The following is a 12,472-nucleotide window of genomic DNA, read 5'->3' on the forward strand; positions in this document are numbered from 1 at the left end:
TAAACCCTTGAAATGTTGAGGCCATACTTTGAGTTATTTGGATTTCTCCTTATTTTTTTGATGAGTTTTTCGACCAACTTATCGTTTGGTTTGGTGTCGAATTTACCTAACAAGTGCAGTTTTTCATCAATTTTAGCTACAACAATGTATGTGTCCAGAGAGAGGTGCATTTCAAGTGTAAAATTATCGATATTCCAATCTTTGCCTACAAGCAAATCCCTTATGAAAATCGCATCTTCCAGAGTGTCGGTCTTGGCAAATACATGTGAATTCTTAATAATCTTATATGAATTTTTACTGCTTCGGATATATTTTTCACTCATCAAAACCGACCTCATTTTTTGGAATCTATAACCATGACGTCATCACCTATCCATGATGCAAAGTCGATGTCATTTCTGGATGAATTTTCAATATAGAAGTTTATCAGATATTCCATTTTTTCTGTGTTTGTCTTTCCCGGAGCCTTCATGAACTCATCATGCTTTCTGGATGTGAGGCGGAAGTTCAGCTGCCTGTTTCTGTATTCATAATCTGCAATCCTTGACTGGTAGATGTCAAACAGCTCATAGAATATCTTTTCTATTCGCTCATCCGCCGGGACTTTGCGTGACTCCAACTCCAGGTCCTTTTTGGAAATCTCCTCCTCTATCAGATACTCCTTGATGTATCTGTTTTTGCTTAGTGCATCATCAGTGCGTGAAATGTATCTTGAAATGAGCTTTGCAAAGCTTAACGCCTCAAGGTCTGTGAGGTCATTGTCCTTTGCATAGCAATATCCAAAGGCCTGCCAATGGGAGGAGTTGTCCTTTGTGAACTTGATGTTGACGTTGTTTTTGCGAAGCACATAATCAAGATCCGACCTCCTGACGGTCGGGTCTATGATGTAGTAGTCGACAAGGGAGTCAGTGTCGATGTAGGGAAGATAGTCGTTTACCACCGGCAGGGTGACCCTTGAGTTGAGGTATTCTATAAAGCTGATTTGATTTTTGAATTCCTTGAGCCCTTCAAAGTAGTGCTTGAAAAGTGTCTTTCCGTCGCTGTCGTCATGGATCTTTATCCCTTCGATGTTTAAAAAAAGATGGTACACCAGCGGAAAATCGCGGTTCCAGTATTTCACAATCAATCTTTTGAATGACTGGTAGAGTTCGGAATCCCTATCGAAAATGTCAATGTCAAAAATCATGTCCCTCAAGTCAAGTCCCATGAACTCATAGTCCTCCTCTGCAGCATCAATTTTTGAAACGGTTTCCTTAAGTGAAATCTGAATCAGCCTTTCGGCCATCATATCCTTTACAATAGAGAGGGCCATTTCAAGTGTAACGTGATTTTCTACATCAAGGTTTTGGAAATATCCGTTGTCTCCAATAATGTAGGTGAATTTCGTTCTCTTTTCATGGGTTTTTTCATCGATATAGTGGGTCAGGTTCCTTATTTTAAGCATGATTTTCACCTGTAATACATCATGTAATACATAGTAACTTTGATATCATATAAAAGCTTTTCGTTATTTGAAAAAAAAATTTTTCAAGAAAGTTTTTATAATTTCCCAAATTTTCAAAAAAATTTCCGATTTGATTGTTTTAAAAAAACCTGCATTCGGCAGGGATTTTTTCTTCGATTATATTGAAATGACGAGTAATTAAAATTGAGGTAAATTTTGGGCCATGCGAAATTTTTAGTCTCCATGCATTTTCATAAAAGATTACTGATTTTTCGATTATGTCTGTTGTGAGCAGATACGGCAAACGGGTGAAAAATATTGATTATTATTTTCAAAAGGGTGAAAAATATCTGAAAAAATAGTGATTAAAGGCTCGGATGTGTCTTTCTCGAAAAGAAATTTTTTATAGGAAATTGCTTAAAATGCTTGTTTTTATGATTTGGGAATTTTTAGAGGTTTTTGAAATTTTGGTTAAAATTTTCATTTTGATGCGGTTTTTGTGGATTTTACCTCGAAAATCTATAATTTTTAGGCATACCTAAATATTTATATATGATGATTTCAAACATTAATGTGAAGGCAGCCGGACACTGCCGACCTCAATTTGAAACTTAGATGACGGAGGAAGAATATGATCATAGGTATCGAAAACCTGAAGAAAAAAATGAAAGATAATGAGGAAGATGAGTCAGAATGAATATCTGCACTCATCTTCAAAAATTAAAGTAACCCCAATTTTCAACACATGAACCTAAGAAAACAGGCAAAAAATAATATATAAGTTGTTCACATATTATTACCCATGATAGATTCAATAGCAGGAATGATATTTTTCATAATCATTGCGATATTCTGCTGTGCGGCCATTGACAGTCCGTCTGAGAGCAGCAACACCACACAAAAAAGAAGCAACCCGCCTAAGAGAAACGTTTCCTACTCTCGCCCTTCATATTCCGAGTGTCCCTCATGCGGTGCGCCGTACTATGACGGCTACTGTGATGAATGCGGATATCCCGACGTCAATCAGGGATGGCTTGGAGAGGAATACGGCTGGGACTGATATTCCTCTAATCAGGAAACTTCCCCAAAATTATTTTTTAGAGCATGTCAAGCAGGTTAATCTGCTTTATCATGAATATCCATGTCAGGACAATTGAAAACAGACATGATATGATTATTATCGGCGGATAGTAAAGGTATCCTATGGCCATGAAGATGAATGTGATTACAATGTTTAAAGCGAACCTGTTGTAATTGTCGAATGACGCATTAAGGAATTTGTTTGACTCATCTATCTTTTTCATCTCATATGTGGCCAAAAATGAGCATGTGTTGATGATGATAAAGTTTACGCCATAGATGAACTGCGGCACGAAATCATGGAAGTTCATGGCGACGTAAGTTGTCAGATAAGGTATCAAAGACAGGAAAAACAATGCTGAAGCTACCGACCAGATTGCCCTGTGATTAATCTTGTTGACGATGTTGAAGAGGTTATATGTGAAGTTCCACACATGAAAACAGACAATGAAGCTGACCGCATATGCAATGAACTCAATTCTCAATTCAAGAAGGGCTGCAAGACTGCCGTTTGCCGCAGCCGGAATTTCAAGCACGATGACTGTTATTATGATTGCAATGATTGCATCAATCAGGGCCTCAAACCTTTCAGTATCCTCGAGTTCCGCAGCCTCCCTTCTGTGGAAGAGGATGCTTAAAAGTATGGAAACGAAACTTGCAACATAGATTCCCGGAGTGAATAGGGTAAATGAGAGGATGAAACCTATGGCTATGATTAGGATAGGGATAATGAAATAGCTCCTTTGTATGTTCATTTCCTCAAGCTTTTCTTTTGAATGGTTGGCTCCGAAAACCACAACGACGGATATGATATGGGAAATGTTTGAAAAAATCATTAAAAGCCCGAAGATTACCTCGGCAGCCAGGGAATACAGATTGAATGAAAGCCATGACGCGAAATACGGAAACAGTGAAAAGAGAAAAATCGAAAAGCCGTAAGCTATCAGGGACTTGTTGTTGATGCTTTCAATGTGCTGGAACAGCCTCTGGTTGCTGTACCATATGTTGATTATTGCCAAAAAGACAATGAGATATGTTATAATATTGATATAGTTTGAAAAGAAGGCTCCCCATCCGGGACCTAATGGCTGGGGAATCTTAAGCACCAAAATCGTAACTACAATCGCAAGGACGGCATCATAAAATGTTTCAAATCTGTTCGTATTCATATTATTTAATATGAACTTCCGAGTAAATAAATTTATTACAATTTTTCTTTGTTTTTGCTTTGCAATCTTTAATGAAATTGAAAGTTAGATATATATTGTCAGATTCCATAACTATTACCATAGATACAACTTGACTTGTTTAGCTTAAAGCGAAAAAAATGATTCGGATATGTAAAAATGAAAAGGACAAAAATCATATGCAGCATAGGTCCCGCCTCAGATTCCGTTGAGGTCATGGGGCAAATGGTCGAAAAGGGCATGGACTGCGCTCGGATAAATCTCAGCCATGCCACCCGCGAAGGAATTCTAAAAACAATAGATACCGTAAGGCAGGTGCGAAAGCAATGCCGCGCCCCGATTGCCATCATGTATGATACCAAGGGACCTGAATTCAGAACCCTTAAATTCAAAGACGGCGGAGTCGAGCTCAGAGAAGGAGATACCATACAGATGAGCAAGACCTGCATACTCGGTGATGAAAACGAATTCGGAGTAAACCACTCCGAAGCCATTGACTACATGGACGTCGGCGACAGGGTGCTCATAGACAACGCCCTGCTTGAGCTTGAAGTGACTGAAAAGGAAGATGAATTCGTTGTATTGAAGGCACTTGGCAACGGAAAAATCCAGGACCACAAGACAATCAACGTTCCGGGAGTGGACCTGAAGCTTGAATTCATGAGCGAAACCGATGCAAAAGACATTGCCTTTGCAGCCAAACATTCCTGCGATTATCTGGCACTGTCATTCGTAAATACCAAAGAAGACGTGATTTCCGCTCGAAAGATTATCGAGGAAGCGGGCGGGGACGCATGCATCATCTCAAAGATTGAAAGCGGAGTGGGCATCAAAAACATCAACGAGATAATTGATGAGTCAGACGGAATCATGGTTGCCCGCGGAGATCTGGGAGTTGAGGTTGCAATGGAAGAGCTTCCGATGCTTCAAAAGGAAATCATAAGAAAATGCCGCGAAAAGGGAAAGTTCGCAATCGTCGCCACCGAAATGCTGGCCTCAATGTATGAAAACCCAAGGCCTTCAAGGGCAGAGGTTTCAGACGTTGCAAACGCCGTTCTGGACGGAACAGACTGCGTGATGCTTTCAGGTGAAACCACAGTCGGAAAGTATCCTATACAGGCCGTTGAAATAATGGGAAGGATATGCAGGTATGTGGAATCCACAATCGACTATACAAAGCACGTCGCCTACAAAGGCACCATAGGAATCGAGGACACCATTGCCCGACTGGTTGTCGGAGTCGATGAATACGCTGACATCAAGCTCATAGTGACACCAACAATGAGCGGATTTACCGCCTCAAAAATAAGCAATCTGCGTCCGAACTCACTTATTCTTGCATGCTGCACATCAAGCCACGTTGCACAAAAGGTCGTTTTGAACTTCGGAGTCAAGCCTGTTTTAACTGAAATCTATGAAAGCACCGACAAGATTATCGAGAATGCAAGAAAAATAGCCGAAGAGGAATTTGATTTGAATAAGGGTGATTTGATAGCCGTTACCGGAGGATTTCCTTTAGGAAAGGCAAAAACAACCAACTATCTGAGGATTGTGGAGATTTAACTTCCAATTTGCAAATATGGATTATATTATAATTTAATCCATATCATCTATTTTTAAAAATTGACTTATCCATGAAGACTTATGCTCGAAAATAAATTTTGGAATAATATTTAAGATAAATTTATATAATATTTATTCCAAAAAATATTAATTAATTGAATAAGGGTGAAAAAATGAATGAAACAATTGGCCATAGGCTTAAAAAACTAAGAACCGATAATGGATTAAATCAACAACAAATTGCAAACTATTTGGGATTTAAACAAAGTCAAATTGCTAAATTGGAAAGTAATGAACGAACATTAAAATCTTCTTCATTAAATAAACTATGTGAATTGTATAATTGCTCTCCAGAATATATTTTAGAAGGTATTGGAAATTATTCCACAGAAGAATTTAAATTCCGCTCAAGTAAAAACAATTTAGATTTAAACACATTGGCAGACATGAACCGGATAATCAGAAATATGAAACATCTCCATAAGATAAACGGTGATTAGATGAATCAATACCAACTAAATGAAAAAGCCATGGAATTTAGATCAGAAATTGACATTAGCCACTTTGATCCGATCGATTTTTTCCCATTAATCACCCATAAAATAAAAGATCTGACAATAGTCTTTCTGGACATGGATTCAGACATTAGCGGAGCATGCTGCAAGTTTGATTCGCAAAAAATAATATTCATCAATTCCAACCATTCAAAAGGAAGGCAAACATTCACGGCAGCACATGAAATATATCACTTAAGCTGCGAGGACGAACAATTCACAATCTGCAATCTCAACAATGCAGATGAAATAGAAAGAACAGCCGATGCATTTGCATCATTCCTATTGATACCCACCCCGGCATTATACAAATACAAAAAAGAAAACAACATTGAAAAATGGAACCTTGATAATATAATCGAATGCGAACAGTATTATCAGATATCTCATGAGGCATTGCTTTTTAGATTGAAAAACGCAGGAGATATAAGCAATGATGAATATGATGAATATAAGCCAAATGTAAAACAGAACGCACTGCGCAGAGGCTATGACACCAGTTTATATGAACCGTATATTTCAAAAAATTACACAATCGGCAATTATGCACGCTTGGTTGGGGAAGTATTCGAAAAGGATTTGATTTCAAAAGCTCGAAAAGACGAATACCTCCTTGATGCATTCCTAAGCGATTTGGTATATGACATGGAGGATTTATGAGAAAACCGATATTCTATGATACCGACTGCTTAAGCTGCTTTATAAGCATCAATGATGTTTCAATCTTAAAAATATTATTTGACAAAGTTATAATACCATATGAAGTGTACAATGAATTTTCAAGAGTATTGATATTGAAAAAACGTGTTGATGAGCTGATTGAAGAAAACTTTATTGATGTCATTGACTTTGATATCCAATCAGATGTTTACAAATTATTTGTTGAACTGCATAGAGGATATCTGTTCGATAAGGAAATGGGTCGTGGCGAAGCCGCCGCCATCGCACTTGCTGTTGAAAACAATGGAATAATAGCGAGCAACAATACCCGAGATATTATGAAAGCTGTTGAAAAATATGATTTGACAAGAATTAAAACCGGAGACATACTTGTCAAAGCATATCATCATGAAATCATAACGGAACATGAAGGAAATGAACTCTGGAAAAAAATGTTGGGCCAGAAAAGATATCTAAGCGAAAAGTCATTCACTCAGTATTTAAAAAATAATCCTGATGAAATATTTTAACTTAAAAAAAACTCTTTTTAAATGGCGCCTGTCAGAAGGGAAATTATTGCGGTCAGGGTAATGACGCTTGCCACGACATTGGTAAATATTATCGAACCCATCAGGTCCTTGTCAAGGTCATATGTTATTGCAAGAACCAGTGCGTTACCCGCAGTTGACATTCCCGCCTCAAGGATTGCAACGTTGAAAACAAGCCCCTTAATGTTCAATAGCATTAGTAAAGCGAAAACTATTAATGGAGAAATTATTAGCTTTATTATTGCCACAACCGCCGAATCTGTGATGTTGTCTGCCACATTGCTGAAATCAAGTGATATTCCAAGGGCAAGCATGATCATCGGAATTGTGGCATCGCTTAAATAATTCAGTATGCTGTCAAGAACGTATCCCAAAGAGATGTCAAACGCATTGAATATGAGTCCGAAAATCACCGCCCAGAGCGGCATGAATGTCACGGTGTTTATTATCACTTCCCTGGCGTTTCCAGAGAATTTCCTTGCAAGGATTACGCCGTAGGCAACAACCATCGCCGAGGTTGAAAGGTCATAGAATACCGCATTGAGAAATCCTTGCTGGCCAAAAACTCCCATACATACCGGAAAGCCAATGAAACCTGTGTTCATGATTGATGATGCGATGAGTATTGTCCAGGTTGTTTTCTTGTCATAATTTCTGATTCTGCAGTAAAGATATGCCGGGATTAAAAGCAGGATGCTTGTTATGATTCCTATAATTGGCAAAAACAGCATGTCATGAGAGATGTTTGCGCTTCTGAGGTTTGTAAAAATCATTGCGGGAAGTGCAATGTATAATACAATGTTTGAGATTAAATCCCTATCTGACTTTTCAAAAAAGCCCACGTATTTAAGGATGAACCCCAAAAGCATCATCAGTGCTGGAATCATAATAACTTCAATCGGACTTGCCATAGTGATATATTTGCTTTTGGTTTTGATATATTTGATGGAAAATCCGTATTTTTCCAATGAAAAAAAGATTTAAAAATGTGACCTACAATCATTAACCATCTTTTCAAAGACTGCTTCATCGAATTCCAAACCCATTTCTTCATAAAATGCGCGCAATCTATCCATTCCAGTTAAAATATTCGGGTTTTTAATGTCCTCTTTGATTTTATTGCGTTTCTCCGGAGCAGTAATCTTTCGAAAAGATTCGAATTCCGCAAAAACTGGATATTCAACAGTCATGATTGTACTCCTTTTTTGTTAATTGAATATATTTTATTTTTTTATCATTAATATATTTTGACAAAAAATCGCCATATAACATATCACAAAATTCATCAACCATATATTCATCAGAATATATCATATTAGCTTGATCCCGTGCCGATTTAAACAATTCTATTGATGCAACATTAAGTTCTATCATTAGTCTTTCACTAACACATTTAGCTTTTAAAATCCATAATCCTCTCTTTGCCACAATTAATTCATATTCTTCAAAATCCCTCATTAATATGCCAAAATTTTTACCAGATGGTGGTGAGAAAACCTCATCAGGATGATTATGAATTGAAGCTACATTTTTACCTAAAAATTCATCCTTTTCAAAAACAATGACTACTGTATTTACCTTCCCCATTACGCATCTTAAAATTTCTCCAGTAACATAATCAAAATATATTACCCATTCATAATCTGAATTTCTTGTTTTTTTAATAAACTCATCAACCGTTTTGAATGCCCTTAATGAAAATTCTTCAGGCAAATCATTAACCGAAATTGATGAAACATCTTCAATTTTTAAATTAATATACTTCTCAAAATCTGTTTGATACATAAGTTAAACTTAATTTTGAGAATTTATAAAACTTTATTTTTAAATTAAAAGGCAAAACATTTAATAAATGGTTTTTTAAAATCAATTTTACATGATTGGATCAATCATTGACAAAATAGGAATACAGTTCATCCTTAACTTCATTTTCAATCTTGAACTTGAAGTTGACGATTGGCTGGTCTTTTCCGTTGATGTTTCTGAAAACCTGCTTATAAGAAATAGGAGTCAGTTTGCCGATATAGTAAAACTCGATTCCCTCGTCATTGCTTTTTTGAATGAACAGCTGAGTGTTCACACCATTATAGTTAATTAACGGTTCCAGTTCCGGTGAAGATGTTTTTCTGTTGTTTCTGCTCATCCAATTGAATGTTTCCTTGTCAATGAAGTGATCCTCGTAATTGATTGTTTCTGAAATGTCTTCCTTTTTATCGTATGTTACAAAAATAGGACAGGCGTCATATTTGATTTTATATCCGCCAATGTTCTGGCCGTTCATGAATCTTTTCCAGTTTAAAAGCCTCAATACATCTTCCCTTGAGTATTTTTCATATAATTTGAATGGATTTTCATCCTTATAGACATTCTCATACTTTAAAAATCCGTATTCAAGTGCATCCTCAAGATAGCATGAATAAACATTGTTTGTTAAAAATTCCCTGAAATAAGGTGAAATTTCAAATTTGTAATCCTTATTGTTTTTTAAATCATTTAAAACGTTTAAATCCATCTTAAAGAACAGATTTTGGTAGAATTCCTCCTCAAAATCACCGATGAAACTTGTTACAGTATTTGCCTGATAGTCATCACTTGTTTCCTTTCTGTAGAATTCCGTGCTTAAAAAGTTAATTGCACCTTTAATAGACACAAATTGATCTGTAAGTCCAAATTCACTTTCCAAAACTCTTTCAATTGAATTGACTGTGAAGTACTTATTGTATTTAAGGCATTTGAGGATTACAAGCTCGTGAGGCCTTATTGCCTTTATCAGTTTTGAATAGATGAACTTCAAGGAAGCGTTTTGCTTATCTGTAAGAGTACTGCGATAGTCATTTTCAACATATTCAAGGAATTTGTGATATGTTCCAAAATCTTTGTGATTTAGGATCAATTCTGGGTTGAATTCTCCTTGACGGAAGAAGTCATTTAACATAGGGATTCTTCCTAACTTGTATTTTAATTGACTGTACTTTTCCTTAAACAGAGCCTTTTTGGAAAATGAAGTGTTGTTGATTGAATCATATATACGCTTTTTTGAAATCTCATCAAAGTTGATGGATGAAGCGCCAGGAATAATTTTATTTCCCTCCATGACATACTTCCTGTACTTGTCCTTGTCATAGGACCTGTCACCGGATAGAGCAATCGGAATCATGAAGTTGTTTTTGTAGTTTCCGATGAAATCCAAAATTACGACAAACTCCTTGTTTTTGTATTTCCTCAGGCCCCTTCCCAACTGCTGAATGAAAATGATTGGAGACTCTGTCGGCCTGACTAAAATGACCTGATTGATTTCGGGAATGTCTACACCCTCGTTGAAGATGTCGACTGTAAAAATGTATTCCAGTTTGTCCGGATTGTCATCGTTTGTGAGCCTGTCAATTGCTTCAAGACGTTTTTCCTGTGAGTCATCACCTGTCAAGACTACTGAAGGATGGCCCCTTTTTGTAAATTCCTTTGAGAGAAGTTCGGCTTCCCTTTTTCTTGAACAGAATACCAGCGCTTTGATTCTGTCGCCGGAGTATCCGTAAAACTCAGACTTTTCCAATAGATAGCTTACCCTTTTATCTGACGCTAACAAGTTAAAGTCCCTGAAATCGTCATCGATTGTGTCATTTTCAAACTCGACATCAGTAATTCCAAAATAATGGAAAGGACAGAGCAAGTCCTCTTCCATGGCTTCCTGAAGCCTGATTTCATGGGCAATGTTGTTGTCGAAAAGGTCATATATGTTGAATCCGTCTGTACGTTCAGGCGAAGCGGTCATTCCAAGGTAGAACTTAGGCTCGAAATACCTGAAAATCTTTTGATAGCTCAATGCACCAGCCTTGTGAACCTCATCGATGATGATATAGTCAAAATAATTCTTGTCATATTTGGTGTAGACGTCATCCTTGCTCATTGTCTGGATTGTTGCAAAAAGGTATGGTGAGTCATAATTTTTAGAATTGCCTGTAAGCAGGCCGAATTTGTCATGATCATTGAAAACGTTTTTATAGGCGTTGATTGATTGCTTTGCAATCTGTTCCCTGTGAACCAAAAACAAGAATCTTTTAGGATTGAAATCCTTGACCGCAAATGCTGAGGCGTAGGTTTTTCCGGTACCGGTTGCTGATACCAAAATAGCTCTGGACTCTCCTCTTTTGATTAGCTTTCTTAAGTTGGCTATGAAGTCCTCCTGCATGACATTTGGAGTTAAGTTCTTGATGTTTTGGTCCTTAAGCTCTTCTGTGATTTTTCTAATGTCCTTGAAGCTTTTGTTGTCATTGTAAATCTTTTCATATTTCGGTAAAATGTCTTCTAAGTCATCTGCCTTTTGCCATAAATCATTGAACTCTTTTTTGATTTCAAGAAGCATTTCGCCTTCTTCGAGGGATGTGAATTCAACGTTCCACTCCTTGTTGATGGTGAGGGCGTTCATTGTCAAATTGGAGCTTCCGACAATCCCCCTATAGATGTCATCCTTTTTGAAGATATAACCCTTAGTGTGAAAGCCTTCCTTTTCCTGGCTGTAGAGCTTGATTTCCAGATTTTTGAATTCGTTCAGTTTTCTTAATGCCTTCGGCTCTGTAAAAGTCAGGTAGTCTGTGGTGAGGATTTTTCCTTTTATGTTGTTTGCTTCCAGCTTTTTGAATTCCTCAAGAAGCGGGGTGATTCCCCCGAGGGTGATGAATGCAGATGATATGATGAACTCATCACAGTCCTGAAGCTCGTCCCTGATTGAGTTTATGACCTTGTTTTCTTTGTTGTTGTACAATAGTTTTGGTCTGAAGCCGGAGCTGGAGCTGACCTTACTGTTTATGAATGCGGTTTCAGCGCCTTTGATGATGTCTTGTGAGTTCATTAATTATCCTCTTTTAGATGAGCTATGAGCTCATCAAGCTTATCAATTTGGAGTTTGAATTCCTCTTCTCTTGGAGTGCCTTTGACTTTTTCAAATTTTTTTTCAAGTTCTGCTTTTTTGCTTATTGCCAATTCCAATCTCTTGTCAGACATTTTAATCCTCCATTGTCTCTTTTAGATAATCGATAATCTTAAGGTCTGCTGGAATCCAGTTGATTTCATCCAGTTGGTCTTTTGATAACCATTTGGCGTCGTTGTGCTCTAGAAGCTTTGGAGTTCCTTCGGTGATTTGTGCTTCAAAGCAGGACATCTTCAAGTAAAAAGTAGGGTATTGGTATTCTAGGTCTAAAGCGAACTTTGTGGGTTTGATTGTGCAGTCCAATTCTTCTTTGATTTCTCGGATTAGGGCTTCTTCTTTGGTTTCGTTAGGTTCAATTTTGCCTCCGGGGAATTCCCACATGTTTATAAACTCGCCATAGCCCCTTTTGGTTGCAAGGATTTTATTGTCCTTTTTGATAATGGCTGCAACGACATTCAAAGTTTTCATAAGTTAATCTCCTTATGATTTTATATTTGGCAGCTTGCGTTATA

14 protein-coding genes and 1 pseudogene are annotated in these 12,472 nt (G+C 37.2%); 5 read left to right on the top strand and 10 right to left on the bottom strand.

Annotated elements, in window-relative coordinates; all coding sequences use genetic code 11:
* From IJI93_RS02720 to IJI93_RS02730, 3 genes are all read right to left on the bottom strand, one after another.
* Positions 1-323 (bottom strand): hypothetical protein (locus tag IJI93_RS02720; protein ID WP_292819564.1); only part of this gene is annotated, 323 nt, incomplete at its 3' end.
* 11 nt (positions 324-334) lie between these two features.
* Positions 335-1,444, bottom strand: coding sequence for a hypothetical protein (locus IJI93_RS02725; protein ID WP_292819567.1), 1,110 nt, complete (start codon positions 1,442-1,444; stop codon positions 335-337).
* 1,097 nt (positions 1,445-2,541) lie between these two features.
* On the bottom strand, positions 2,542-3,360 hold the full coding sequence (locus IJI93_RS02730; RefSeq protein WP_292819570.1) for a TMEM175 family protein: 819 nt from the start codon (positions 3,358-3,360) through the stop codon (positions 2,542-2,544).
* Here IJI93_RS02730 and IJI93_RS02735 point away from each other — a divergent pair.
* The gene (locus IJI93_RS02735; protein ID WP_292819573.1) at positions 3,332-3,463 is read left to right on the top strand and encodes a hypothetical protein; all 132 of its coding nucleotides are present in this window, start codon (positions 3,332-3,334) and stop codon (positions 3,461-3,463) included. The two genes, IJI93_RS02730 and IJI93_RS02735, sit on opposite strands and share 29 nt — an antisense overlap.
* A gap of 23 nt (positions 3,464-3,486) precedes the next feature.
* Here IJI93_RS02735 and IJI93_RS10500 read toward each other — a convergent pair.
* A pseudogene (locus tag IJI93_RS10500) lies at positions 3,487-3,693 on the bottom strand (TMEM175 family protein); the annotation flags it as partial.
* Between the two features lie 177 nt (positions 3,694-3,870).
* Here IJI93_RS10500 and pyk point away from each other — a divergent pair.
* From pyk to IJI93_RS02755, 4 genes are all read left to right on the top strand, one after another.
* Positions 3,871-5,274, top strand: a complete 1,404-nt coding sequence (pyk, locus tag IJI93_RS02740; RefSeq protein ID WP_292819576.1) for a pyruvate kinase — start codon at positions 3,871-3,873, stop codon at positions 5,272-5,274.
* Positions 5,275-5,447: 173 nt separating this feature from the next.
* Positions 5,448-5,774: a helix-turn-helix domain-containing protein gene (locus IJI93_RS02745; protein WP_292819579.1), complete on the top strand. Its 327-nt coding sequence runs from the start codon at positions 5,448-5,450 to the stop codon at positions 5,772-5,774.
* Positions 5,775-6,488, top strand: coding sequence for an ImmA/IrrE family metallo-endopeptidase (locus tag IJI93_RS02750; RefSeq protein WP_292819582.1), 714 nt, complete (start codon positions 5,775-5,777; stop codon positions 6,486-6,488).
* Positions 6,485-7,018: a hypothetical protein gene (locus IJI93_RS02755; RefSeq protein ID WP_292819592.1), complete on the top strand. Its 534-nt coding sequence runs from the start codon at positions 6,485-6,487 to the stop codon at positions 7,016-7,018. The genes IJI93_RS02750 and IJI93_RS02755 overlap by 4 nt, the downstream gene beginning before the upstream one ends.
* 17 nt (positions 7,019-7,035) lie before the next feature.
* On the opposite strand, the gene IJI93_RS02760 is transcribed toward IJI93_RS02755, so the two are convergent.
* The 6 genes from IJI93_RS02760 to IJI93_RS02785 all read right to left on the bottom strand — a co-directional run bounded on the left by IJI93_RS02760 (position 7,036) and on the right by IJI93_RS02785 (position 12,428).
* Positions 7,036-7,947, bottom strand: coding sequence for an AEC family transporter (locus IJI93_RS02760; RefSeq protein WP_292819596.1), 912 nt, complete (start codon positions 7,945-7,947; stop codon positions 7,036-7,038).
* Between the two features lie 69 nt (positions 7,948-8,016).
* Positions 8,017-8,226: a hypothetical protein gene (locus tag IJI93_RS02765; protein ID WP_292819598.1), complete on the bottom strand. Its 210-nt coding sequence runs from the start codon at positions 8,224-8,226 to the stop codon at positions 8,017-8,019.
* Complete coding sequence (locus tag IJI93_RS02770; RefSeq protein ID WP_292819601.1) at positions 8,216-8,821, bottom strand: hypothetical protein; 606 nt, start codon at positions 8,819-8,821, stop codon at positions 8,216-8,218. Before IJI93_RS02770 ends, IJI93_RS02765 begins: the two co-directional genes overlap by 11 nt.
* Before the next feature lie 100 nt (positions 8,822-8,921).
* On the bottom strand, positions 8,922-11,882 hold the full coding sequence (locus tag IJI93_RS02775) for a DEAD/DEAH box helicase (RefSeq protein ID WP_292819604.1): 2,961 nt from the start codon (positions 11,880-11,882) through the stop codon (positions 8,922-8,924).
* Complete coding sequence (locus IJI93_RS02780; RefSeq protein ID WP_292819607.1) at positions 11,882-12,034, bottom strand: hypothetical protein; 153 nt, start codon at positions 12,032-12,034, stop codon at positions 11,882-11,884. Before IJI93_RS02780 ends, IJI93_RS02775 begins: the two co-directional genes overlap by 1 nt.
* Before the next feature lies 1 nt (position 12,035).
* A complete protein-coding gene (locus tag IJI93_RS02785) occupies positions 12,036-12,428 on the bottom strand; it encodes a (deoxy)nucleoside triphosphate pyrophosphohydrolase (RefSeq protein WP_292819610.1) in 393 nt (130 codons plus the stop codon).
* Positions 12,429-12,472 lie beyond the last annotated feature (44 nt).

Origin of the sequence: Methanobrevibacter sp., from assembly GCF_017431965.1 — an archaeon.
Taxonomy (GTDB): domain Archaea; phylum Methanobacteriota; class Methanobacteria; order Methanobacteriales; family Methanobacteriaceae; genus Methanocatella.